Raw genomic sequence first — 24,161 nt, forward strand, 5'->3', positions numbered from 1 at the left:
CGGCGGCACGAGGCTGGGAAGCGTCATCGATCGTTGACGGCCGCCGGCCTCACATGCCTCCCGCGACGGCGATGACCCCTCCCGAACGCCCGACGCGGCCGCGCACACGACACAATCGCAGGCATGAGCGACGACGAGCGGCCCGGTCGCCCGCGGCGGCTCCTGCGATCCATTCGCAAGGAAGTCCCGTCGGCGCTGACCCACGGGCAGGTCGACGACGAGGCCGCCGTGGCCGCCATGCTGCGCGAACTCGGCATCGCCCTCATCGAGTGCGAACAGCCGACCCACCAGGTGGAAGCCCGGCTGCAGAACATCGCCAGGAACTACACCAGCGAGAAGGTCCGCATCGTCGCGTTCCCGACGGCGCTGGTGGTGCAGGTCGGCACGGTGGCCTACGAGGTGGAGACGGTGGTCCGCCCGACCACGCAGCTCAACCTCGCGGGCCGCGTCGACGCGATCGCCGAACTCGCCGAGGTCGGCGCCATCACCGCCGTCGACGCCGCACGGGAGGCCGCCGCCGCCCGTGCCATGCCACCCCGTTTCGGGCCGGTGACCACGGTCGTCGGGTACACGGTCACCACCGTCGGCTTCGGGATGGTCATCAACCCCACGTGGGCGTCGCTCTGGGGTTACGTGTTCCTTGGCGCCGTGGTCGGCGCCATCGTGATGCTCGGCCGGCCGTTCCCGACGCTCAACCCCGTCCTCCCCACGTTTGCTGCGGCCGTCGTGACCCTGCTCGCGACCGGGTTCGTGGCCGACGCCGCCAACGACGGCCTGCTGCGGGTGATCAGTCCGCCGCTGGTCGCGATCCTGCCGGGCCTGGCGTTGACCATCGGCGCGATGGAACTGGCGAGCGGCCAGATGATGAGCGGCGCCACCCGGTTGATCTACGGCGTCACGCAGCTCGGTCTGCTGGTCTTCGGCGTGGGCTTGGGCATCCACCTCGGCGACGATCTGGCGCCGCAGCAGCCGTCGGCGCAGATGGGCAGCTGGTCGCTCTACGTCGCCATCCTGGTGATCGCCGTCGGGTTGTACGTCTACCTCTCGGCGCCCAAGGGGTCGTTCGTGTGGTTGATCCTCGCCGTCGGGGTCGCACTGATCGGGCAGAAACTGGGCGGACTGTTCTTGTCGCCCACGCACTCCGGCGCGATCGGGGCGTTCCTCGTCGTGCCGTTCGCCGCGCTCGCGTCGCGGATCAAGACGTCCCCACCGGCCGACGTGATGATGCTGGCGGCGTTCTGGGCGCTGGTGCCCGGCGCGCTGAGCTTCGAGACTCTCGGTGAAGCCGTGGCCGGCGAGGGCGACGTCCTCACGCTCGGCACCGCGGTGGCTGCGATCTTCTCGATCGCGCTCGGCACCCTGATCGGGTGGAGCGTCTTCGCGACGATCGACGGCCTCCTCCGGCGCACACCGAACCTGCGGTGAGATCGGGTCGGCGCCGAGACCTCACCGCAGGCGCGGACCTCAGGACAGCGGCCGCGCCGTCTCGACGAACGTCTCGGTGATCTCCTTCGGGCCGAACGGCCAGGTGCGCTCCGCCTTCGCGTAGATCAGGAACGCGACGCAGCCGATGGCGATCCATCCCAGTGACAGGCCGATCGACAGCCACTCCGCGGAGACGTAGATGTACACCCAGCCGATCAGCGCGATGATCGTCGGCACCGGGTAGAGGAGCTGCCGGTACGGCCGGACGAGATCGGGCTGACGCCGGCGTAGCACGACGATCGCGGCGACCTGCGCCAGCGACTGGATGATGACGAGCGTTGCGACGGCCGCGTTGATCATGGTGGTCAACGTGAACAGTGAGCCGATCATCGTGATCGCGCCCATCGCGAGCACGCCGGCGGTGGGCAGGTTCAGCCGCGGGTGCAGCTTGGCGAACACCGGCAGGAACACCTTGTCGCGCGCGGCCTCGTAGGGCACGCGGGACCCGCCGAGCAGTCCGGCGAACACCGAGCCGATGGCGGCGACGACGATCAGGCCGGTGATCACCTGGGCGGCCGTCGAGCCCCAGGCCTGCTCGAGCACCGACGACGCCACCGACGTCGCGGACTTCACCTCGTCGAGCGGCAGCGAGCCGAGCACGCCGACCTGCAGCAGGAAGTACAGGCTCATGATGCCGACGATCGACAGCACGATCGACCGGGGGATGGTGCGGCCGGGGTCGCGCATCTCGGCACCGAGGTAGGCCGTGGTGTTGTACCCGAGGTAGTCGTAGACGGAGATGATGAGCCCGGCGCCGAGACCAGCCCAGAACGTGCCGTGGCTGCCGAAAGCGCCTGGCGTGAAGGCGAATGCCTGTGCGGCGCTGAAGTGGCTGAACGCCGCGACGATGGTGCTGAGTGCCGCGACCAGCATGACGGCGAACAGCACCGTGGTGAGCTTGCCGATCTGGCCGATCTTGCGGAACAGCGCGACCATGATGAGCAGCGTGATGCCGATGCCGATCACCTTGCCCAGCGCGGTGTTCCCGCCGTCGCCGGAGACGCCGGGGATCAGGTAGCCGAGGTACTGGACCAGTCCGATGATGCCGGTCGACATGATCAGCGGGATGAACAACACTGCGCTCCAGACGAACAGGAACGGCATGAGCCGGCCGGTCCGGTACTGGAATGCCTCGCGGAGGTAGATGTAGGTACCGCCGGCGCCGGGCATGGCTGCGCCGAGTTCGGCCCAGATGAGCCCGTCGGCCAGCGCGAGGATGGCGCCGATGACCCAGCCGAACATCGCCTCCGGTCCACCGATCGTGGCCACCATCGCGGGGATGGTGACGAACGGTCCGATGCCGCACATCTGCGTCATGTTGATCGCGGTGGCCTGCAGCGGGCCGATCTGGCGTTCGAGCGACGGCTGCGTCGACGTGCTGGCGTTCGTCGGTGGTGTGGCCACGACGCACCTCCTCAATAGTTTGTTAGGAAAGTTTCTTAACATATGTCGACCGGGTGTGCGAGAGTTCACGGGTAAATCGGGAGACGAGTGACGGGAGGTGCCACGTGGACGGTCGTACGACACCGCAGGCGGGAACTCCGGCCGGAATGCGTGCGCTCAACCAACGCCTGGTGCTCGACCGCCTGCGCGACCACGGCGAGGCCACGCGCCCGGAGATCGCCACCCGCACGGGACTCTCCAAACCGACCGTGGGACAGGCACTCCTGGACCTCGAGCAGCACGGTCTGGTCCGGGCGATCGGCCGACGGGCGGACCGGCCCGGCCGCGCGGCAGTCGTCTACCGCTCCGCGCCGGACGCCGGGCACATCGTCGGCGTCGACATCGGCCGTCGCGTGCTGCACGTCGCGGTCGCCGATCTCGACGGCGCCGTCGTCGCGCGCATCGAGCAGCCCAACCGCAGCAGGTCGGGCGCCACGCTGGTCCGCACCGTCGGCGACGCCGTCGACCGGGCGATCGCCGAGGCGGGACTCGTCGCCGCCGACATCGTGGTGACCGTCCTCGGGACCCCCGGCATCCCTGACCCCGCGACCGGCAGCGTGCACCGCTCGCCGAACCTGCCCGGCTGGGAGCGGCGCGGCCTGCTGGGCGAGCTGACCGAGCTGCTCGAACGGGGTGGCTCGACCGTCGTCGTGGAGAACGACGCCAATCTCTGCGCGGTCGGCGAGCACGCGCGTGGGGCCGCCCAGGGCGTCGACGTGGTGGCGTGCCTGACCGTTGGTACGGGCATCGGCATGGGAATTCTGCTCGACGGCAGGCTCTTTCGCGGCGCCCACGGTGCCGCCGGTGAGATCGCCGACCTGCCCTACGGCCGCGTGCCGGCGGGGGTGGCGGCGCACCGTCCCGGTCCGGTCGAGGTGGTGGCCGCCGGTGACGCGGTGGTGACGGCGGCACGCGACGCCGGCCTCGATTTGCCGTCCGCCAAGGCCGTGTTCGACGCGGCCCGCGCAGGCGACGAGCGCGCCGCGTCGATCGTCGCAGACGAGGCGTCGACGTTGGCGCGCGTCGTCGCCGTGGTCACCGCCGTCCTCGACCCGGGACTGATCGTCCTGGCCGGCGGGATCGGCCGCAACGTCGACCTGCTCGCCGAGCCGATGCGCCGCGAACTCGCACAGACCATCCCGGTGGTGCCCGACATCGTCGGAGGAAGCCTGGGGGACGACGCCGTCCTCGTCGGCGCGATCGCCACCGCCAAGGGCACGGCCTGGGACCTGGTGTTCGATCGCCGCGTCCTCGGCCGGTCCGGGTCCGACTCGTAGCACTCAGGGGAAGCGAACAGTGGAAGTCATCATCGAGTCCGACGACGCCGCATGCGGCGTCACCGTCGCCGACGTCTTCGATCGCGCGGTCCGGTCCGGCGCCCGCGTCCTCGGATTGGCGACCGGCTCGTCACCGCTGTCGGTGTATCGCGAGCTGATCCGCCGCCATCGCGAGGAGGGGCTGAGTTTCGCTGCGGCGCAGGCGTTCCTGCTCGACGAATACGTCGGCCTGCCGAAGGGGCATCCCCAGTCCTACGCGCACGTGATCCGTACGGAGTTCACCGACCACGTCGACGTCGATCCCGCGCGGGTGCAGGGCCCGGACGGTTGGGCCGACGACGTGTTCGCGGCCGCGGACCGCTACGACGCGATGCTCCGCGACGAGGGGCCGGTCGACGTGCAGCTGCTCGGCATCGGCGTCAACGGGCACATCGGGTTCAACGAACCGGGCTCGTCGCTCGGTTCGCGGACCCGCGTGACGACGCTGACCGAGCAGACCCGCCGGGACAACGCCCGCTTCTTCGACGGCATCGACGAGGTGCCACGCCACGTCATCACCCAGGGCCTCGGCACGATCAGCTCGGCCCGGCACCTGGTGCTGATCGCCACGGGTGGGCACAAGGCGGAGGCGGTCGCCGCGGCGGTCGAGGGCCCGCTCACCGCGAGCTGCCCGGCGTCGGTCCTGCAGCTGCACCCGCACGTCACGGTCGTCGTCGACGAGGCGGCGGCGGCCCGGCTGACGAACGCGGACTTCTACCGCTACGCCCGCGAGAACCGGCCGCGCTGACCCCTCCGCCGAGACTGCGGTGAGATCGACTTTTCAGCGAAAGAGTCGACGTCACCGCAGTTTCGGCGTAACCAGGTCGGGCTGCCTGTCGTACCCGCCCATCCCGAGCGGTTGCACGACCAGTCGCGTCAACAGGTAGTGCGCCAGCCCGGCGACGAGGAAGGCGGGGATCGAGGCGGTGGTGTAGCGGAACAGCGCACTGGGTTCGTACGACACCGGGTTCAGAAGCAGCGAGTACGTCGCCGCGCCGGCCGCGATCGCGACGAAGGCGGCGACGTTGACGCCCCTCCAGTAGCCGTAGCGGGACTCGCCGTACGGCAGGAACAGGTCGCGCACGTGTAGTCGGCGCCCCCGCAGGATGAAGTAGTCGACCAGTTGGACCGCGCACAGCGGCGCGAGAACGATGGCGCCCCAGGACAGGAAGCGGCCGTAGTTATCGTAGACGGCGGCGGGGAAGAAGACGAGGATCGCGGCCGGGCCGAGGATGACGGCGATCAGCCACGGCCACGCGGCCATGCGGAACACCCGGCCGCCACCGCCCTTGAGTGCCACCATCGACGCGTAGCCCTGGGACAGGATGGCCGTGACGTTGGCCAGGCAGACGATGACGAGCGCCACCACGCCGATGCCGGCGCCGGCGAGCGGGATGAACCACTGGGTGGGTTCCTCGACCTGCAGCGACAGCGCCGCCAGCGCACCGACGATCGCGGCGATGACCGACGCCCCGAAGATGCCCATCCAGTTGGGCCAGTAGCCCGCCCGCGAGGTGCGGCTCAGGCGGGCGAGGTTGCCGATGTTGGGCCACCAGGCGAACCCGCCGGCGATGTTCAGTTCGATCGCGATGAGGAAGCTGAGATGGCCGTCGTCGCTGACGCCGCCCAGCGGTTCCAGCGCGGCGAGTTCGGACCAGGTGTTGTTGGTGAAGACGATGACGACGATGCCGACGAGGATCACCATCAGCATCGGCGCGATGACCCGGCAGACCGCCTCGACCGAGACGGGCCCGCGGGCCAGGATGAGGCACGACACGATGATCGCCACTAGGGCGAGAAGGCTGGCGGCGGTGCCGGTTTCGGACAGTTCGACGCCGAGGAGCTGGTTCGCGACGGTCACCAGGCCGTGGCCGAACATGATCGCCAGCACCGCCGACCACGCCGCGGCCAGCACGGTGGAGACGGTGACCATGACCAGCCGGGCGCCGTTCTCGCCGAAGACGCTGCGCAGCCCGACGAACTGCTCGATGCCGTATTTCACCGACGGCAGGCACGGCGCGAGCGCGACCAGCAGCACGCTGATCCCGTAGCCGATGACGATCGACGCGATGGCCTGGACGACGCCGACGTAGTAGGCGACGGCCGCGCCCTGCAGGAACGCCCAGGTGGCGACGGCGAGGCCCATGTTGACCCAGGAGTGCTGCCAGAATCCCCAGATCCGCTCGCGGGGGAGCAGTGGCAGTTCGGTGAGCGTGGCGTCGAAGGCCTCCTCGACCGGCGCGCCCTTGCCGCGGCGCAGGAGATGGGTCATCAGTACGCCCACCAGGTCAGCGCGACGATCGCGACGGCCAGCGAGATCACGGCGATCAGGAAGTCGCGCAGCGGCAGGTCGGGCACGGCGATCGTCGACCCGTCGGGGTTGTCGATCAGCGCGAGCCGTTCCCGGAGTTCCCGGTCGAAGGTGGCGTCGTCCATCGCAAACCCCATTCTTGATTGGCGGATCAGTTTACTTTAGCTTGTGGCCGCCGTCACGTTCTGTCAAGCGACCGAATCAGGTCACCAAAATACTTGACTGGCGAGTCAGTTATGAATAACGTCGTTGGCATGACCCGCGTCACGCTCCCGCCGAAGGCCACCGTCGTGGTCGTCGGAGCCGGGTACGCCGGCCTCTCCGCAGCCCTCGCGCTGCTCGACGAAGACGTCGACGTGCTGGTGCTCGAGGGTTCGGACCGCGTCGGTGGACGGGTGCTGTCCGAGCAGGTCGACGGTGATCTCGTCGTCGATCACGGCGGCCAGTGGGTGGGTCCCACGCAGACCCGATTCCTCGCGGCCGCAGAGCGATTCGGCTGCGCCACGTTCCCGACCTACAACTCCGGCGACCACCTCGAGCTGTGGGCCGACGGCGTCTGCCGGCCCTTCCGCGGCGCCGGTCCGGACGATGCCCCCGGCGTCGACGCCTACGTGGCCGCCGCCGACGTCATCGACGAGATGGCCGCGACGATCGACCTGGACGATCCGACCGCCCATCCTCGGCTGGCGGAATGGGACTCCGAGACGGTGCAGTCCTACGTCGACCGCACGGTCGCCGACGAGGACGCACGCCTGCGCCTCGCCCTCGCCGTGCAGGGCGTGTGGACGGTCGAGCCACGGGACATCTCGGTGTTCCACCTGCTGTTCTACGTCGCCTCCGCCGGCGGCTTCGACCAGCTGATGGAGACCGAGGGCTGCGCGCAGGAGCGACGCTTCACCGCGGGCGCCCAGTCGGTGGCACTCGCCATCGCCGGGCACCTCGGCGACCGGGTCGTCCTCGGCGCCCCCGTGCGGCACGTCGAGACCCTCGACGGCGGCGGCGTGCGCGTCGACACCGAGCGCGGGGAGATCCTTGCGGACCACGTCGTGATCGCCGCGTCTCCCGGTGCGGCCGTGCGCATCCGGTTCACCCCGCCGCTGCCGCAGTCGCGCAACCGGTGGATGGAGCGCACGCCCATGGGCGACGTCGCGAAGATCCACACCGTGTATGACACCCCGTTCTGGCGGGCCGACGGCCACTCCGGCGAGGCCACCGCCTACGGCGACAACGCGGTGGGCGTGGTCTTCGACAACTCACCCGACGACGGAAGTGCGGGCGTCCTCGTGTCGTTCGTCTATGCCGACCGCCAACACCGGTGGGCAACGCTGTCCGAGCAGGAGCGCAGGGCCGACGTCCTGGCCACGCTCACCGCCATCTTCGGGGCCCGCGCGGGAAACCCGTTGCAGTACCTCGAGAAGATCTGGCCCGACGACGCCTGGGCGCACGGCGGGTACGCCGCCAATCCCGCGCCGGGCGTATGGACCGAACACGGCGCCACCGGCTGGCGCGCCGCCTGCGGCCCCGTGCACTGGGCCGGCACCGAGACCTCGAGCGTGTGGAACGGCTACGTCGACGGCGCCATCGCCTCCGGCCAGCGCGCCGCGGCCGAGATCACGACGGCGCTGCGGTCATGACGATGAACCTCACCCGGCCGTCGACGGACCTCGCCGTCTTCCACGATCCCGCCTCGGTGGCCGTCGTCGGAGCCTCCGAGGATCCCACCAAGTGGGGCTACTGGCTGGCATCCGGCGCGCTGACCGGTGCGCACCGGCGCCGAATCTCGTTGGTCAACAGCCGAACCGCCACGGTGCTCGGCCAGCCCTGCGTCCCCAGTGTCTCCGCGCTGGACGAAACCCCGGACCTCGTCGCGCTCTGCGTTCCGGCCGGTCACGTCGACGCCGTGGTCGACGAGTCCCTCGACCGCGGCGTGCGCGGCTTCCTCGGGATCACCGCGGGCGTTGCCGACGATGCCGCCCTCGCGCGCCGGATCACGGCCGGCGGAGCCCGACTCGTCGGCACCAACAGCCTCGGCATCTACGACGCCACCACCGACCTCCAACTCATGTGGGGCAGCCCGACGCCTGGCCCGCTGGCCATCGTCTCGCAGAGCGGGCAACTCGGCTCGGAACTGATGGCCCTCGGGCGCAGGCACGGCGTCGGGGTGTCCCGATTCGTCTCGATCGGCAACCAATCCGACGTCGCCGCAAAGGAACTGCTCGCCGACCTCGCTGCACACGACGCCACCCGCGTGATCGCCCTGTACCTGGAGAGCTTCACCGACGGCGAGGCGCTCTTCGACACGCTCGACGGCCTGCGCCGGGCGGGCAAGCCGACGGTGCTGCTGACCGTCGGAGCCAGCGCCGCGAGTTCGCGACTGGCCCGGACGCACACCGGCTCGCTGACGTCGTCGCTCGACGTCGTCGACGCCGCCTGCCGCGCCGCAGGAGTGATCCGGGTCGACACTCCCAGCGACGTCGTGGACGTCGCCCGCACGCTGCTCGCGGTGCCGACCCTTCGCGGCCGCCGCGTCGGGATCGTCGGGGACAGCGGCGGGCAGAGCGCCATCGCCGCCGACGTGGCCGCCGCCGCCGGACTGACGGTGCCGCCGTTCCCCGTAGCGCTCACCGCGGACCTCGAGGCCGCGCTGCCCGCCGGCGCCGCGTGCGGCAACCCCGTCGATCTGGCCGGCGCGGGCGAGCGCGATCTGCAGAACTACGCGACGTTCGTCGAACGCGTGATCGTCGACGGCGTAGTGGACGCGGTGGTGATGACGGGCTACTTCGGCTGCTACGGCGAGGACACCCCGTCCCTGGCCGACACCGAGCTGTCGGTCGCCGAGCGCCTCGGCGCGGTGGCACGCGACACCGGCGTGCCCGTGCTCGTCCACACCATGGCACCGGAGTCCGCGACCGCCCGGGTGCTCGAGCAGCATGGCGTCCCGTCGTTCGACCGCATCGAATCGGCGATGCGTGCGCTCGCGGCGATCGGTTCCGTCGAGACGCCACGCCGGGATCCCAAGCGGGTCAACACGTCTACCGCGCCTGTCGCGCCCGGCTACTGGGCCGCCCGCGCGGTCCTGGCCGACGCGGGCGTCGCCTTCCCGCCAGGTGTCCTGGTCCGGTCCGCCGCCGACCTCGCCGAGGCGACGCGCCTGAACGCGCCGTTCGTCCTCAAGGCCGGATGGCTCGAGCACAAGAGCGAAGTCGGCGGTGTTCGAACGAATCTCGCTAGCGCTGAGCAGTTGTCGGCCGCCTTCGAGGACATGTGCCACCGGCTCGGTGCGGGCGACTACGTCGTCGAGAAACAGGACACCCGCGGCGACGCCGTGGAGATCCTCGTCGCCGGGCGACGGGACCCACAGCTTGGTCCCATGATCGTCGTCGGGGCCGGTGGCACCGAGACCGAGATCCACCAGGACGTCCGGATGGAGCGCGCGCCGGTATCGCATGCCATGGCGACGTCCATGCTCGATGGTTTGCGATGCGCACCGCTGCTGCACGGCTTTCGCGGCCGCCCGCCCGTCGACGTGGACGCGCTCGCAAAACTGATCGTGTCGGTGTCCCACCTCGTCGCCCAACGCCCCGACATCGCCGAGGTCGAACTGAACCCGGTGCGAGTCACCCCGACCGGCGCCCTCGCCGTCGACGGACTCGTCGTCGGGAACGACCAGCCCAACCGCACCTAAACCCAACTTCGAGGAGACGACATGTCCACCACCAACATCCCGTCCTGGCCGCTCACCGACGAGCAGCGCCAGATCGTCGACCTGTGCCACGACTTCGCGGCCAAGGAGATCCGTCCGCGCGGCCGCGAGGTCGACGAGGCCGACGTCGTCACCCCGGTCGACATCTTCGACAAGGCCGCGGCCGTGGGCATCACCGACTTCATGATCCCCGAGGAGTTCGGCGGCGGTGGGTTCACCGACGTCTTCACACAGTGCCTGGTGCAGGAGGAGCTGTGCTGGGGTGACCCGGGCATCGGGAACCTGGTGTGCTCCAACGGCTTCTTCTCCGATCCCATCATGGTCCTGGGTACCGAGGAGCAGAAGAAGCGGTGGCTGACGCCGCTGACCGGACCGAAGGCCGTGATGACCTCGCTGGCCACCACCGAGCCCGAGTCCGGTTCGGACGCCGCGTCGATTGTCACCACCGCCACCCGCGTCGAGGGCGGCTACCGCATCAGCGGGCAGAAGGCGTGGATCTCCAACGCCGGCACCGCCGAGTTCTACGTGGTCTTCGCCAAGACCGACAGCACCAAGCGCTCGGGCGGCATCTCGGCGTTCCTGCTCGAGAAGGACACCGAGGGGCTGACGTTCGGCCCGCCGATGAAGAAGATGGGCCAACGCGCCATCGTGTGCCGCGAGATCTTCCTCGACGACGTGTTCGTGCCCGAAGAGGACCGGCTCGGCGAGGAGGGGCAGGGCTTCTACGGCCTGATGGGCACCTTCGACATCTCGCGGGTGGTACTCGGGGCCGCCGCGGTCGGGGCGGCGCGCGCCGCCTATGAGTACGCGCTCGAATACGCGAAGACGCGCAAGCAGTTCGGCGTCCCGATCATCGAGCACCAGGCCGTCGCGTTCCGGCTGGCCGACATGGCCACGCGCATCGAAGCGGCCCGGCTGCTCGTCCTGCACGCCGCACGCATCATCGACAGCGGCGCACCGGCGCGCGGCATTGCGGCGATGGCGAAGCTCACGGCGTCGGAGACGGCCATGTTCGTCACCCACGCCGCGGTGCAGACGCTCGGCGGCTGGGGCTACTCGCGCGAGTACCCGGTCGAGCAGTGGATGCGCGACGCCAAGCTCGAGGAGATCGAAGAGGGCACCTCCGACATCATGAAGCTGGTGATCTCCCGCAACCTGGGTTGACGTTGATCGGCCCGTCAGTCAACCGTACGATCGGGGCCCAACAGCGTCAGCCGACCGGAGGGCCCGATGCCGCGTCCCAGCGTGGAAGCCGAGCGTCGACCGCAGATCCTCGCGGCGGCGTGTGCGGCGATCGCCTCGGTGGGCGTGCCGGCCCTGCGGTTGTCCGACGTCGCGAAGCAGGCCGGCGTCAGCTCGGGGACGATCCACTACTACTTCGAGACGAAGAAGGACGTCATCACGGCGGCGTTCGAGTTCAACCTCACCGACTCGCTCGCCCGGCGGCACGAACTGCTCGCCTCGGGCAAGGACAGCCTGGCGATCCTGAACGACCTCGTCGAGTCCTACCTACCGAGCAACGAGCTGTCGGTCCGGGCGTGGAAGGTGTGGCTTGCGCTGTGGGCGGAGGGCAGTCGCGACCCCGTCCTGCAGGAGATCAACGACCGGCTCTACGGCCAGTGGCGCGACGTGGTGGCCGGCGTCATCACGGCAGCACAGACGGAGGGCACGGCCCGCGCCGGTGATCCGATCCCGATGGCCAACATGCTGATCGGCATGCTCGACGGGTTGGCGGTCCAGGTGCTGCTCGCATCGTCGAACATGTCGTTGGCGACCATGCGTGAGACGTGCCAGGCCTTCGTGCGGAGCGGAATCGAGAAGTAAGAGCCCGCGCCGTCGCTAGCATTCCCCGGCATGGGGGCGATCGATGAGTACTGACGACGAGACCGTACGGGCCCCACGGGCGAGGTCCGCGTTCTGGGGGTTCGGTGTGGCGCTGCTGGTCGGCGTCGTGCTGATGTGTGCCTACGGCCTGGTCTTCGGGGGCGTGGACTGCATCGGTGAGTGTCACCGGCAACGGGTCGCCGCCTGGTGGGCGGGTGTCACCCTGGCGGCTGCGGCGATCGCGCTCGGGTGGGTGGCGTTGGCCTGGCGCAGGTCGACTCCCGAGGACCGGGCGACCGCCGCCGGCAACTTCGCGTGGTTCGCGGTCCCGGCGGCGATTGCCGGCCTGCTCGGGCTGTTCGCCCTGAACTGGTGGAACGCGGTGGTGCCGTCGTGGGCGGACGGCGTGCTGAATGTCCGGGAGGCGCTCGTCGTCGTCGCGGTGCTCACCGCGGTGCTGGCGACGGTCGGTCTGTGCGCCGGCCGTCGGGCCATGCTGCTCGAGTGGGACCGGCGCCGCGGCGGGTTCCGTATCGGGGCAGCCGTGGGCGCGGTGGTCTGCGTCGTCCTGGTCGCGGCGACCGGGTTCGTCACCGCCGACGGTCGGTACGTCGACCACACCACGGCTGCGGACGCGTCGATCCCGCCGGTACCCGAGACGCTCGGCGCGGAGCGGTTCACCATCAGCATCGGCGACGCGATGGGTGATGCGCCGGACTACCGGGTGCTGCGCGCAGGTGCCGGCTTCGTCGTGTGGGGTCGCGGCCCGGTGACGGCCTACGACGCCGAGGGCACCCAGCGGTGGCACTACGACCGGAGCGGCCCGGGAGCCGTCGAGGTCGTATCGGTTCGTCCATTCGACGACGGGCGCACGCTGATCCTGGGAGCGCGTCAGCCGTTCAACAAGAGGACGCCGGTGTTCGTGGCGCTCGACGCGGTGACCGGCGAGGAACTGTGGACGGCAACCGGGGACGTGCTGGCCGACGCGATGGGCTTCGGACGTGCTGGTGGTTCCCGCGACGACATGGACGAGAACGCCGGCTACCTGATCGCCCGCGGTGACGACGCGTGGACGCGCATCGACTCCCGCACCGGCCGTCAGGCGTGGCAGATCCCCGACCCGCTGGGTGCGTGCGATCCGATCGGCCCCCAAATCAGCACGGCGGGGCAGTTCGCATCGCTCGGCCGCTGCGACGCCGAGGGTGACCAGCCCCCGTCGATCGCGTTGGCCGTCGTGAACCCGGACACCGGCGAGGTGATCCGGCGCCAGGACGTCATGAAGCCCTACGACTCCAAGTTGCTGCACACCAAGGACGTGGAGCGGGCCGGTAGGGGCGGCGCCGTCCTGAACTTCCAAAGCGGCGAGATGATGCGGTACGTCAACGTCGTCAGTGGCGCCACGGTGGACCTACCGCTTCGCTACGACGGGACCGCGATCTCAGACGGAGACCTGTTCGTCGCCAACTCCGACAGCGCGGTCGAATTGATCGGTCTGGACGGGACGGCGGACTGCGCGCTGCCGGTCGAGGCGCAGGTACGGGAACCGGACCGCAAGACGGGCTATGCCACCCTCGGTCGAGCGCTCGTGTTCGAGGAGGTGGGCGCTAGCGGGGCTGGTCTGGTCGTCGTCGACCCCGCTGGCTGCCGCGTCACCGAAACCCGCAAGATCGGACCGCCGGACGCGTTCGTCCTGCAGGTCACCGCGGTCAATGGCGCCACCGTCGTCCTCACCCAGGGTTCGGACGGCGTCTACGCGCAGGGGTTCGGGTAGCGGGCTCGACCGCATCTCGTCATGAAAGAGCCAGGTTGAGCCCCTAGGACCGCGGTCCGGGCGATCTGCGTCACAAAACCGGACGCTCACATCCGTGTAATCTCTCCACAAAGCAATTGGCTTGTGCTGCCGTGACTTCGGTGTCAGGGCGCGCCACCCACGTCGGGGGACGGGTTGAGCGCGCGCACGGGCGGGAACTCCGTCGACGGCGACGGGCCGAATTCACGAGACGAAATGGTGGAGGAAACGCATATGGGCTCCCCGGGTGTCGACTCCCGTTTGGGCTCGCGCTTCGGACCCTACGAACTGCAGGCCGTCATCGGCATCGGCGGTATGGGCGAGGTGTACCGCGCCTACGACACCGTCAAGGAGCGCGTCGTCGCGCTCAAGCTGCTGCGGCCCGACATGGCCGGCGACCCCGTCTTCCAGGACCGGTTCAAGCGGGAGTCGCGCATTGCGGCCCGCCTGCAGGAGCCGCACGTCATCCCCGTGCACGACTTCGGCGAGATCGACGGCGTCCTCTTCATCGACATGCGCCTGGTCGAGGGTGCCAGTCTCAAGGAGGAGTTGCGCCGCCACGGCACGCTGCCCCCGGGCCGCGCGGCGTGGATCATCGGCCAGGTCGCCTCCGCGCTGGACGACGCGCACGCCAACGGGCTCGTGCACCGCGACATCAAGCCCGAGAACGTGCTGCTCACCAACGACGACTTCGCCTACCTCGTCGACTTCGGCATCGCCTACGGCGGCGGCGAGGCCACCGTCACCAAGACCGGCCTGGTCATCGGGTCGTGTGCGTACATGTCACCGGAGCGGCTGAGTGGCAAGCCCGGCGGTCCGCCGTCGGACGTCTACTCGCTGACCTGCATGCTCTACGAGTGCCTGACCGGGCGGGCGCCGTTCGAGGCCGGCGACCTCCGTCAGGTCATGAGCGGGCACCTGTTCACCCCGCCGCCCCGGCCGAGCGTGACGCGTCGTGGCGTGAACCCCGCGTTCGACGACGTCATCGCCAAGGGCATGGCCAAGAACCCCGGTGACCGCTACGCAACTGCGGGCGACCTGGCCCGAGCTGCGTCCGCGGCGTCGGCTGCCTCACGCGGGCGCCCCGTCCCGCCACCTGCCCCGTCTCCTCAGCCGCCGCCGCGCAACGCCACGCGGGCGATGCCGGCCCCCGATCCGCGGCCCGCTCACGTCTCGCACCCGTCATTGCCGGTGCCCCCGGTCGCGAAGGCAGGACTGAGCCGGACGCAGAAGGCGCTGCTGCTTGGCACGTTCGCAATGTTCGCCCTGGCGGCCGTGCTCGCCGCGGTGGTGGTGATGAGCGGCAGTGACAGCGGGAGCACCCAGCCCCGCACCACGCTCGCCGTCCCGCCGTCGTCGTCCACCACCGAGGAGCCATCCTCGACGGACGACGAGACGACGACCTCCAGCACCACCACGACGTCGACGACCACCTCGACGAGCGCGAGCCCCATCGCCGGAATCTCTGGTGCTGACGCCCAGGGCTTCGTCGGGCAGTCGGCGCGCTGCCAGGAGGGCAGCTCCCCCGCGGCGATGATCCGCACCGCGAACTCGCTGGCGATCGTCTGCCAGACCGGGCCGGACAGCTATTACTACCGCGGTCAGCGGCTGAGTGACGGCGCGCAACTGGTGCTGCAGAACGCGACGCCGGCCGGCGGTGGCTTCGACGCGATCAACCCCGCCGACGGTTCGCGCTACCAAGTGCGGCCCGACCAGCTGACGATCTCGAGTAGCCGGGGCAGTGAGAGCGATCCGGCGCTGGAGTACGGCGCCCGCTGAGCCTGCTCGTCGAGATAGCGCTCACGACGGGTGCCACTCGCACTTCGCCACCGTCATTACTATCTCGACGCAAAGCACCCCGCGCTGAGCCGGAAGTGGTGTCCCGCTGCGACGCGTCAACGTCTGATGACGCGCCCAGGAGCGCACATCCCTCCGACGCCGAAAACGCGCCGAAACTGCAAGGAGGTCGCGATCCCCGAAGGAATCGCGACCTCCCCGCAGTCTCGAGCGGCTACAGCAGGCCGAGCAGCTCCAGATCCGTCACGTACTTGACGATCACCGGCGCCGACAGGTGCGGGATGTCCTTGTCGGGTCCGATCTTCGCCTCCTGCACGGCCGCCCGGAAGTGGTCGGCGGGTGCGAGTGAGCCGTTGATCGGCGGCATCGGCCGCTGGTAGTTGTGCAGCAGCGGGATGAGCGACGCCTGCCGCTGCTTCTCGGGCAGCCCGCGCAGCGTCGTCTCGAACCGCTCCAGCCAGCCCTCGTAGCCGGCCACCCGTGAGATCGGGTAGCCCGCCTCGACGAGCCAATCGACGAACGTGTCCATGCTGATCGCATCGTCGTAGGGGTTCATCACGTGGTAGGTCTCGTAGCCGTCGGTGACGTTGACACCGAGGGTCGAGATCGCGTCGGCGATGAATTCGACTGGTAGACCGTCGAAGTGCGACCGCTGCCGGCTGCCGCCCTCGTCCAGCTCGTAGAACGAGTTGGGGGCGATGCCCGTTGCGACGAGCGACAGCATCATGCGGGTGAACATGTCCGGCACGTTCAGCTGTCCCGCATAGGTGGTGTCCGCCATGATCATGTCGCAGCGGAACACCGACACCGGCAGACCCGCCAGGTCGTGCGCCTCGCGGAGCAGCACCTCACCGGCCCACTTGCTGTTGCCGTAGCCGTTGGCGTAGCTGTCGTCGACCTTGCGAGTGGCGCTCATCTGCCGGATGTCGGGCTCCTCGACGAACGTCCCCGGCGTGATGCCGTCGCCCACGCCGATCGTCGAGACGTACACGAACGGCTTGATGCGGGTGGTCAGCGCGATGCGGATCAGCTCGGCGGTGCCGACGGCGTTGGGCCCGAACAGCTGGCTGTAGGGCAGCACGTGGTTCACCAGCGCGGCCGGGTCGACAATGAGGTCGACGGTGTCGGCCAGCCGCTGCCAAACCTCTTCGGAGAGGCCGAGATTCGCCTCACCCTTATCGCCGGCGAGCACTTCGAGGTGGTCGGCCGCCAGCCCGCGGTAGTGCGCCAGCAGCTTGGGGTCGCCGCTATCGAACGTCGCGTCGAGACGGGCACGTGCTGCGTCGTCGTCCTTGGCGCGGACCAGCGCGATGACCTTGCCGTCGACCAGGCTCATCCGCTCCAGCCACTCCAGGGCCAGGTAGCGGCCGAGGAAGCCGGTGGCACCGGTCAGCAGCACCGTGCGGACCTCGCGGGCCGGACCCGGCAGCGACGGCGCCGCGGCCAGCGTGGCCTCGTCGAGGAACTTGTCCAGCGTCAGGTCGCGGGCATGCACCTCGGTGGCATCGCGGCCGTGGACGGCGTCGTAGGTGGGCCGCTTCGAGCCGCCGCCGAGCTGCGCCTCGACGTAGGCGGCGATGGCCGCGAGGTCGCTGGCCGGGCTGACGATGATGCCGACGGGCACGTCGACGTCGAAGATGTCGTGCAGCAGGTTCGCGAACGTCAACGCCGACAACGAGTCTCCGCCGAGTTCGGTGAACTGCGCGTCGGGGGCGACGTCGGACGACGCGGCGCCGAGCAGTGCGGTGGCCGCACGACCGACCGTCTCCAGCACGGGCCGGTTGGCGCCGTCGGCCCGCAGTTCGCGCAATACGTCGGCCTGCCCGTCGACCAGGTCGACGTACAGCTGCTCGAGTTCGGGGCCGTAGCACTCCTTGAGCTGCGGGCGGGCGAGCTTGCGGATGCCGGTGAGCAACCCGTTCTCCAGCGTGAACGGCGTCGTCTCGACGAGGAAGTCGCGCGGGATCTCGAAGGACTGCAGACCACTGTCGCGGGCGACGGTCTGCAGCGCGTCGGCGAGCACCCGCTTGACCGCTGAGACGTCTCCACCCACGGACGCCAGCGCGTCGTCGGTCGGGACGATGACGGCGAGCACGTAGGAGCGGGCGCTGTTGCCGTACACGAAGACCTGCCGAATCGACGGGTGGCCGCCGTAGGCCGCCTCGAGCTTGGAGACGGTGACGAACTCACCCTGCGACAGCTTGAGGACGTTGTTGCGGCGGTCGACGTAGGTCAGCTGGTCGGGACCGATCTCGGCCATGACGTCGCCGGTGTGGTACCAGCCGTCGGCGTCGAAGAGTTCGGCGGTGATCTCGGGTCGCTTGTAGTAGCCGGGGATGAGATCGGTTGACTTGATGAACAATTCGCCGCGGGGGAACGGGCGATCGGTGGAGTGGTAGCCGAGTTCGGGGACGTCGACCAGCTTGTAGTCGAGCACCGGCGGGCGGCGCAGCGTGTCGTCGACCAGGACGACGCCGTCCTCGGTGGAGCCGTAACCGTTGATGAGGTGGATGTCGAGGAAGTCCTCGGCCCAGGCGCGCAGCTCGGGGGAGATGGGCGCGGAGCCCGTCATCGCGGAGAACTGGCGTCCGCCGAGCATGGTGTCGCGACGCTCGTCGAGCACCTGGCGTTCGACCTCGGCGCGGTCGGCGCCGTCGGTGACGCGCTTGTCGACCTCGCTCTGGATCTCCTGGAACAGCATCTCCCAGATGCGAGGCACCAGGTCGAGCTTGGTGGGCCGGACGAGCGCGAGGTCGTCGAGGAGGGTGGACAGGTCGCTCTTGGCGGCGAAGTACGCGGTGCCGCCGGTGCCGAGCGTCGAGTAGAGGATGACGCGGCCCATGACGTGGCTGATCGGCATGAAGTTGAGGCTGATCGCCGGCAGCTTGCCCTCGGTGTCCCACTCGGGGGCGAACCAGCCGCGCCAGCAGTTGGCCATGAGGCGGTCGGTGTACATGGCGCCCTTGGGGGTGCCGGTGCTGCCGGAGGTGTAGATCAGCAGGCGGAGGTCGTCGTCGCGCCCGCGGGGGACGTCGGGTCCGGCGGCGTGCCGGGCGCCGGAGGCGATGACGTCGTCGAGCGCCTCGACGGTGACATTTGGCAGTGCGGCAGCGGCCTTTTCGAACGCCTCGCGGTGATCGTCGATCTCGGCGTGATAGTCGAAGACGACGAGCCGTTGCGGCGCGTGGGCGGTGAGCGAGAGTTCGACGGCGTCGGCGAGGTGGTCGACGCTGGAGAGGATCGCGACGGGCTCGGTCTCGACGAGGATCGGGTGCAGCTGGGTCAGCGGCGCGCTGGTCTGCAGCGGGACGGCGACGGCACCGGCGAGGGAGAGGGCCATGTCGACAACGGCGTAGTCGGCGCTGGTGAAGCCGAGGGTCGCGACGCGATCGCCGGGGTGCACGGGGTTGCCGGCGAGAGAGTCGGCGAGGGCCTTCACGCGGGTCCACGTCTCGCCGTAGGTGATGGTGTCGAAGCGGGGCTGATACTCGGCGACGGTGCGCCCGTCCTTGACGACGAACTCGAGGGCACGCTGCCCGAGGGCGGGGCGGTCGGCATAGCCGGTCATGACGGTGCGGATCGCGTCGGCGAGCACGACGCCGGGGGCGTGCAGTTCGGCGGTGATCGCGGGGTTGGGCTGGGCGGCGGTGAGTTGCGCGTCGCCAGAGGTCAACTGCTCGAAGCGCTGGCGGAGCCGTGCATCGCGGGCAGTGGCGGGAGTTGACATGTGCGTCTCCTCTGGGATCGGTATTCAGTTCGGTTGCAAGCACCACGATGTGCCCTACTGATCGAAACTAAGATAGATAACCTATGTATTCCTGTGAGTCTGCTGGCAGTCATGCCGCGTTCCGGCCGTTACCTGCGGTGACGGGTGCGCGACGCCGCGGGGCGGTGAGATAGTTCACCGGAGGTTTGATGGCGGCCGGGGAGGACGGGGGAGCGAACATCAACGTGCCGTTCGTGGTCGCGACTTTCGTCGGCCTGCTTCTGCCCCTGTTCGCCCCATCTCGGAAGCCGACGGTGGGTCGTCGAGTGTTCTGGTCGGGCCTGGCGCTCGCCGTCGGGTCGGGTTTCTTCATCGCCTACCCGCCGGACTGGAGGGCGGGTGCAGCGATCGCCGGGTGGGTCGGCGCCATGATGCTGGTGACGGCCTACTTCTACAGCCCGCACCTGCAGTTGCGCGGCAGGGTTAAGGCCCTCTTCACCGGCGACGCCGAGGTGAATGCCATGGACGGCCGAGAGCGCCCGGTGCCGGACGGGGTGCTGACGTCGGCGCGCAAGCTGTGGTGGGTCACCGTTCCGGGCATGACGCTGTGCTCGTTCAACGTCGCCCAGTACGTGGTCGGCGGGGAGAACCCCCGATTGGCGGTGGTGGCGGCCGCGGTGATCGTCGTCCTGGGGGGAGGCTTCGGCTTCATCGAGGGGCGGGCGGGTGACGCCATCGCTCGCCGGGAGACGCTGCAGTTCGTCCTGGTCGCGATCGTCACGCTGGGCGTCTTCACGGTGCTGTACCTCGGGGGGTACGCGGTGGGCCGGCGTCAGCGCAGGCGGCACGACCCCCGCGCGTGTCCATGATCACTCCGTGCGCCGGCGGCCCTTCGTAGGCCACATTCCGACGACGGCGACCTTGTGAATCATGTCGATCGACGACCTGGATCGCGACCGCTCCGCGAACTGACACCTCGTCGAGGTCGCTCGCGGCGACGACGTAACCTGATGCTCGCTGAAATCGCTGCCCTGCGCCCGTTTTTACGCACCAGACATTAAGTGCGCGTGGCGTCGACGATCTGCGACGTAGCAAAGTGATTGCAGTGCTGGACCGATTGCGCTCAAGGCCATCGTGACTCGCCCCCGCACCCCTGCGATGTAACGAATTACGTTCTGCCACAGATAGTTTTCACGGAGACACTCGTTCCTCGGCCTCACAGAACACGCACAGCAACCTGGGGAATAAACCATAGAGGCGCTACGTAGTGTCACAAGGTCGGGGTGACTCGGAGCAACCACTCCGGACAAAGGAGCAATGACGATGAACCTCAAGAAAGCCGTCGCGGGGGCTACCTTCGCGGGCGGGATTGGGCTGGCGCTGATCGCCGGCAATGCCGGGGTCGCGCTCGCGGCGCCCGGCGGTGGTGGCGGGTGCCAGCCGCCGTTCTGTGCCGGTGGACCCGGCCCGGGCGGTCCCGGTGGGCCGGGCGGCCCGCAGGGACCTCGAGGACCCGGTGGCCCAGGCGGCCCCGGTGGACCTGGCGGTCCGGGTGACTTCCGTGGGCCCGGCGGCCCCGATCGTGGACCGGGTGGACCGGGTGGACCTGCCGGGCCCGGAGGCCCGGGCGACTTCCGCGGTCCGGGTGGACCTGGCGGCCCTGGCGGTGACCGTGGACCCGGCGACAACCGCGGCCCGGACGGTCACGACTGGGGACCACGGCCTCCCGATGCGTTCAGCGGCTGGCGCGACGCCCCCTGGGGTGGCGGACCGGCGCCCTGGGGCTGGGGACCGCCGCCGCGCGCCGGCTGGGACCGGCCGCTACCGCCTCCCGGCGGGTACTGGAACTACGGGCCCATCAACTACTACGGCTACAACCAGACACCGATCTGGGACCCAGGATTCAACGCCTGGGGCTTCTACTTCTTTGGGATCTGGATTCCGCTGTAAATCGGCCTGACACAAAGCAGCCGCCTCGCGTAATGCGAGGCGGCTGCGTCGTTTCCAGTGTCCTGCGCCGTTGGGTTGCCGTTCGGGCCTGCCCTCGAGCGCGTCGCGGTGATCGGGAAACAGAACGCCGGAGGCGATGTTCGATCTCGGGATGCGGCAGGACCCCCGCCGTCGTCACGCCATGCGCTGAACCGCGACGATGCGAGGTTGGACGTCGAAGTGGTGGGAAGTACTGCGCGAGCAGCCGAGGTTGCCCTCGACCATTCCTACCCCGCGGGCGTCAGCGCTCGCCGCGCCAGAGCGGCCGCCGCCGCGCTCACGGCGTCGCGTCGCGCTCGAGTGACCGGTTCGTCGGAGACGTTGAGCAGAAAGTCGTACACGGGTAGGTGATACAGCGCTGAGACGGTCGGAACGCCACCGCCCGGATATCGCCAGCCGAGTTCGGCCAGCAGTGCCGTGATCGTGGGGTACGGCATCTCCGCACCGGCCGACGCCGCCGTAAAGGTCAGCATCAGAAGTGTCGCCTGGACGTCGAACGTCTCACCGGACTTCGGAATCAGCCGGCCGGCCAGGTGGCCGACCAGCTTCTCGGTGTCGCCCTGCGCCGACCCGCCGGCCTTGGTCAGGTGCAACGTCCCGTTGCTCTTGCGCAGCAACCCCGCCGACTGCAGTCCCTCGCGGAACCGCAGCAGGGGGTAGCAGTGGGTTTCACGGTTGTTCTGACCGATCCAATCATGCATCGCCGGAACGACTTCGCAGGCTTCGTGGACGTCGAGCGGTCTGAGATAGCCTGCGGCCGTCAGTGGAATGCCACCGTCCTTGGCGCGGTCGAGGAACCACTGATACGCCCGCAGGTGTGCCGGCCAGCTAATGCCGTGCACCGGTGTCGGGCCAACCAGGGTGAGCGCGGCTCTGGTCAGATCGTCGCCAAGCGGCCTTTCGGCGAGTCGATGAACCAGCTCGACCAGACGGACGTCGACGCCGGCGTCGCGCAGAACGAAGTAGGGTTCGCCGAACCGTTGGTTCAGTCGCTCCGGCTCGAACAGCGCGGGGTCCGGGATCACTTCGGCGAGTTCCTCGGCGGTGACCAGGTGTCCGCAGTCGTCTGGTGGAGCGGCTCGCTCGCCGTCGACGACGACGGCTGTCGGACAGTCGTTCTCGGCAGGACGAACTTCTTCCAGGCGGAGCGTCAGCTGCCAGTTGTCGCCGTAGTCGTAGAGGTAGTGGAGGGCGTCACCGGGCTGACTGAGCGTTTGATCGAGCCGTGTCGAGGCGGCTGGCACGCCGTCGTCGTCATCCTCCCATTCGTTGTGGTCCACGTCGTAGGGGCAGAGGAACAGCTGGCTGTCGTGGTCGAAGGCTCCGCCGCCGAGCGAGAAGCGGTGCAGATGCGAGTCGGTCCAGTCGAACGCGACCTGCAGCACCTGGTGCACGAGATCGAGCGTCATGTCCGAACGCAGGTCGAGGCGCCGCCAGATCGGTGGGCTCGCGTCGTCGATGCCCACCCGGACGCGGTAGACGACGACGTCGCGCCGCCGCGCGTGACGCAGATCGGGGCGCGACACCGGTTCCGGCACCCGACGTAGGTTCGGCCGATCCGCCATTTCGCCCACTTTAGGTCCACCGGCCGGTTCATTGGGCAACCTGTCGGCATGGCGATGACGGAGAGTGCGCTGCTCGAGGTTGCCGGCGAGGTCGTGCAGTATGGGGCGATCGTCGCGGACTGGCTTCGACGGACTGAGCGCACGCCATCGCAGATTGCCACCGCCGACGTCTTGGCCGATCTGGATCACGGGCGTGGCGAGTGGCCCAATGCTCGCCGTTGATGCAGAGACCGAGGGCGAAGGTCGACCCGCTTACGTACCTGCGGTCGCGGCGTCGATGGCGTTGAACTCCTCCTCGGTGAGTTCGATGCCGGCGGCCGCGACGTTCGGTTCGAGGTGGTCGACGCGCGATGTCCCGGGAATCGGCACGATCACCGGCGAGCGCTTCAGCAGCCAGGCAAGCGCGAGTTGAGATGGGCTGGCCCCGTGGTCGGATGCGAGCGAGCCGAGCGGACCATCGGCTTCGGCGAGCGGGCCGGCGGCCAACGGGAACCACGGAATGAATGCGATGCCCTGCTTCTCGGCCTCCTCGAGCAGCGGCTCGGCGGTGCGGGTCGACAGGTTGTAGAGGTTCTGCACCGAGACGATGGGGGCGACCTTCTGGGCAGCCGTGAGTTGGTCGACGTCGACCTCGGAGAGACCGATGTGCCGAATCTTCCCCTCCTGCTGCAACTTCGCGAGTTCGCCGACCTGGTCCTCGAGCGGGAAATTCGGGTCGATGCGGTGCAGCTGATGCAAGTCGATGCGGTCGACGCCCAGCCGCCGAAGGCTCGTTTCGACCTCCTGCCGTAGGTAGCTGGGGTTGCCGAGCGGCACCCAGACGTCCGGCCCGGTGCGCAACAGCCCGGCCTTGGTGGCGATGACGACGTCGTCGGCGTAGGGGTGCAGCGCCTCCCTGATCAACTCCTCGGCGACGTAGGGGCCGTAGGAGTCGGCGGTGTCGATGAAGTTCACGCCCAGTTCGACGGCGCGGCGAAGGACGCGAATGGACTCCTTGTGATCGTCCGGCGGACCCCAGACGCCCTTGCCGGTGAGTCGCATCGACCCGAAGCCGAGTCGGTTCACGGTCAGGTCGCCGATGGCGATGGTGCCGGCTGCCGCCGCGGTCGCTGCGTCTGTCATGGTGCTCCGTTCGTCGGAAGTTCGGTCCACCTCGAGCGTGGCACCGGTGTGTACGACTGTCCATGGTTGGAGCATGGGTGATTCCAAGACGCGACGGACGCCGCCGTTCAG

18 protein-coding genes are annotated in these 24,161 nt (G+C 69.3%); 12 read left to right on the forward strand and 6 right to left on the reverse strand.

The genetic code is table 11. From position 1 onward, the window contains the following. Positions 1-123 precede the first annotated feature (123 nt). Positions 124-1,425, forward strand: coding sequence for a threonine/serine exporter family protein (locus G6N64_RS10695; RefSeq protein ID WP_163796866.1), 1,302 nt, complete (start codon positions 124-126; stop codon positions 1,423-1,425). 39 nt (positions 1,426-1,464) lie between these two features. On the opposite strand, the gene G6N64_RS10700 is transcribed toward G6N64_RS10695, so the two are convergent. Then, positions 1,465-2,889 (reverse strand): APC family permease, encoded by a 1,425-nt coding sequence (locus G6N64_RS10700; RefSeq protein ID WP_220100565.1) that lies wholly within the window; start codon positions 2,887-2,889, stop codon positions 1,465-1,467. A 104-nt stretch (positions 2,890-2,993) separates the two neighbouring features. On the opposite strand from G6N64_RS10700, the gene G6N64_RS10705 reads away from it, so the two are divergent. Together G6N64_RS10705 and nagB are read left to right on the forward strand one after the other, a co-directional pair. Further along, complete coding sequence (locus tag G6N64_RS10705; RefSeq protein ID WP_197748344.1) at positions 2,994-4,205, forward strand: ROK family transcriptional regulator; 1,212 nt, start codon at positions 2,994-2,996, stop codon at positions 4,203-4,205. Positions 4,206-4,224: 19 nt separating this feature from the next. After that, complete coding sequence (nagB, locus tag G6N64_RS10710; protein WP_163796868.1) at positions 4,225-4,992, forward strand: glucosamine-6-phosphate deaminase; 768 nt, start codon at positions 4,225-4,227, stop codon at positions 4,990-4,992. A 51-nt stretch (positions 4,993-5,043) separates the two neighbouring features. Here the strand turns inward: nagB and G6N64_RS10715 are convergent, their stop codons facing one another. Together G6N64_RS10715 and G6N64_RS10720 are read right to left on the reverse strand one after the other, a co-directional pair. Continuing rightward, entirely contained in the window at positions 5,044-6,516 is a 1,473-nt protein-coding gene (locus G6N64_RS10715; protein WP_163796869.1) for a cytosine permease, read from the reverse strand. Next, entirely contained in the window at positions 6,516-6,680 is a 165-nt protein-coding gene (locus tag G6N64_RS10720; RefSeq protein WP_163796870.1) for a hypothetical protein, read from the reverse strand. The genes G6N64_RS10715 and G6N64_RS10720 overlap by 1 nt, the downstream gene beginning before the upstream one ends. Before the next feature lie 129 nt (positions 6,681-6,809). Here G6N64_RS10720 and G6N64_RS10725 point away from each other — a divergent pair, with 129 nt between their 5' ends. The 6 genes from G6N64_RS10725 to G6N64_RS10750 all read left to right on the forward strand — a co-directional run bounded on the left by G6N64_RS10725 (position 6,810) and on the right by G6N64_RS10750 (position 15,650). Continuing rightward, positions 6,810-8,189 carry a flavin monoamine oxidase family protein gene (locus G6N64_RS10725; RefSeq protein WP_246231088.1) on the forward strand — a complete coding sequence of 460 codons (1,380 nt, stop codon included), beginning with the start codon at positions 6,810-6,812 and terminating at the stop codon, positions 8,187-8,189. After that, positions 8,186-10,240, forward strand: a complete 2,055-nt coding sequence (locus G6N64_RS10730; RefSeq protein ID WP_163796872.1) for an acetate--CoA ligase family protein — start codon at positions 8,186-8,188, stop codon at positions 10,238-10,240. The genes G6N64_RS10725 and G6N64_RS10730 overlap by 4 nt, the downstream gene beginning before the upstream one ends. Positions 10,241-10,261: 21 nt before the next feature. Beyond that, positions 10,262-11,422: an acyl-CoA dehydrogenase family protein gene (locus G6N64_RS10735; RefSeq protein WP_163796873.1), complete on the forward strand. Its 1,161-nt coding sequence runs from the start codon at positions 10,262-10,264 to the stop codon at positions 11,420-11,422. Positions 11,423-11,488: 66 nt separating this feature from the next. Then, positions 11,489-12,082 (forward strand): TetR/AcrR family transcriptional regulator, encoded by a 594-nt coding sequence (locus G6N64_RS10740; RefSeq protein WP_163796874.1) that lies wholly within the window; start codon positions 11,489-11,491, stop codon positions 12,080-12,082. A 43-nt stretch (positions 12,083-12,125) separates the two neighbouring features. Beyond that, the gene (locus G6N64_RS10745) at positions 12,126-13,853 is read left to right on the forward strand and encodes a BamB-related PQQ repeat family beta-propellar protein (RefSeq protein WP_163796875.1); all 1,728 of its coding nucleotides are present in this window, start codon (positions 12,126-12,128) and stop codon (positions 13,851-13,853) included. Between the two features lie 252 nt (positions 13,854-14,105). Next, entirely contained in the window at positions 14,106-15,650 is a 1,545-nt protein-coding gene (locus tag G6N64_RS10750) for a serine/threonine-protein kinase (RefSeq protein WP_163796876.1), read from the forward strand. A gap of 232 nt (positions 15,651-15,882) precedes the next feature. On the opposite strand, the gene car is transcribed toward G6N64_RS10750, so the two are convergent. After that, positions 15,883-19,395 (reverse strand): carboxylic acid reductase, encoded by a 3,513-nt coding sequence (car, locus tag G6N64_RS10755; RefSeq protein ID WP_163796877.1) that lies wholly within the window; start codon positions 19,393-19,395, stop codon positions 15,883-15,885. Between the two features lie 188 nt (positions 19,396-19,583). On the opposite strand from car, the gene G6N64_RS10760 reads away from it, so the two are divergent. Both G6N64_RS10760 and G6N64_RS10765 read left to right on the forward strand, forming a co-directional pair. After that, a complete protein-coding gene (locus G6N64_RS10760) occupies positions 19,584-20,243 on the forward strand; it encodes a hypothetical protein (RefSeq protein WP_163796878.1) in 660 nt (219 codons plus the stop codon). Positions 20,244-20,697: 454 nt separating this feature from the next. Continuing rightward, positions 20,698-21,324, forward strand: a complete 627-nt coding sequence (locus G6N64_RS10765) for a chitin-binding protein (RefSeq protein ID WP_163796879.1) — start codon at positions 20,698-20,700, stop codon at positions 21,322-21,324. Positions 21,325-21,590: 266 nt separating this feature from the next. Here the strand turns inward: G6N64_RS10765 and G6N64_RS10770 are convergent, their stop codons facing one another. Beyond that, positions 21,591-22,928 carry a plasmid pRiA4b ORF-3 family protein gene (locus G6N64_RS10770; protein WP_163796880.1) on the reverse strand — a complete coding sequence of 446 codons (1,338 nt, stop codon included), beginning with the start codon at positions 22,926-22,928 and terminating at the stop codon, positions 21,591-21,593. A 48-nt stretch (positions 22,929-22,976) separates the two neighbouring features. Here G6N64_RS10770 and G6N64_RS10775 point away from each other — a divergent pair, with 48 nt between their 5' ends. After that, positions 22,977-23,150 (forward strand): hypothetical protein, encoded by a 174-nt coding sequence (locus G6N64_RS10775; RefSeq protein WP_163796881.1) that lies wholly within the window; start codon positions 22,977-22,979, stop codon positions 23,148-23,150. A 30-nt stretch (positions 23,151-23,180) separates the two neighbouring features. On the opposite strand, the gene G6N64_RS10780 is transcribed toward G6N64_RS10775, so the two are convergent. Beyond that, entirely contained in the window at positions 23,181-24,050 is an 870-nt protein-coding gene (locus tag G6N64_RS10780) for an aldo/keto reductase (protein ID WP_163796882.1), read from the reverse strand. Between the last annotated feature and the right edge of the window lie 111 nt (positions 24,051-24,161).

It is taken from the genome of Mycolicibacterium sediminis (assembly GCF_010731735.1).
Taxonomy (GTDB): Bacteria; Actinomycetota; Actinomycetes; order Mycobacteriales; family Mycobacteriaceae; genus Mycobacterium; species Mycobacterium sediminis.

Excerpts from the sequence above, each read along its gene's own strand:
- car (WP_163796877.1), bottom strand. The coding sequence starts at position 19,395 with ATGTCAACTCCCGCCACTGCCCGCGATGCACGGCTCCGCCAGCGCTTC.
- G6N64_RS10715 (WP_163796869.1), bottom strand. The coding sequence starts at position 6,516 with ATGACCCATCTCCTGCGCCGCGGCAAGGGCGCGCCGGTCGAGGAGGCC.
- G6N64_RS10735 (WP_163796873.1), top strand. The coding sequence starts at position 10,262 with ATGTCCACCACCAACATCCCGTCCTGGCCGCTCACCGACGAGCAGCGC.
- G6N64_RS10760 (WP_163796878.1), top strand. The coding sequence starts at position 19,584 with ATGGCGGCCGGGGAGGACGGGGGAGCGAACATCAACGTGCCGTTCGTG.
- G6N64_RS10730 (WP_163796872.1), top strand. The coding sequence starts at position 8,186 with ATGACGATGAACCTCACCCGGCCGTCGACGGACCTCGCCGTCTTCCAC.
- G6N64_RS10765 (WP_163796879.1), top strand. The coding sequence starts at position 20,698 with ATGAACCTCAAGAAAGCCGTCGCGGGGGCTACCTTCGCGGGCGGGATT.
- G6N64_RS10695 (WP_163796866.1), top strand. The coding sequence starts at position 124 with ATGAGCGACGACGAGCGGCCCGGTCGCCCGCGGCGGCTCCTGCGATCC.
- G6N64_RS10745 (WP_163796875.1), top strand. The coding sequence starts at position 12,126 with ATGAGTACTGACGACGAGACCGTACGGGCCCCACGGGCGAGGTCCGCG.
- G6N64_RS10780 (WP_163796882.1), bottom strand. The coding sequence starts at position 24,050 with ATGACAGACGCAGCGACCGCGGCGGCAGCCGGCACCATCGCCATCGGC.
- G6N64_RS10740 (WP_163796874.1), top strand. The coding sequence starts at position 11,489 with ATGCCGCGTCCCAGCGTGGAAGCCGAGCGTCGACCGCAGATCCTCGCG.
- G6N64_RS10775 (WP_163796881.1), top strand. The coding sequence starts at position 22,977 with ATGGCGATGACGGAGAGTGCGCTGCTCGAGGTTGCCGGCGAGGTCGTG.
- G6N64_RS10750 (WP_163796876.1), top strand. The coding sequence starts at position 14,106 with ATGGGCTCCCCGGGTGTCGACTCCCGTTTGGGCTCGCGCTTCGGACCC.
- G6N64_RS10720 (WP_163796870.1), bottom strand. The coding sequence starts at position 6,680 with ATGGACGACGCCACCTTCGACCGGGAACTCCGGGAACGGCTCGCGCTG.
- G6N64_RS10770 (WP_163796880.1), bottom strand. The coding sequence starts at position 22,928 with ATGGCGGATCGGCCGAACCTACGTCGGGTGCCGGAACCGGTGTCGCGC.
- G6N64_RS10725 (WP_246231088.1), top strand. The coding sequence starts at position 6,810 with ATGACCCGCGTCACGCTCCCGCCGAAGGCCACCGTCGTGGTCGTCGGA.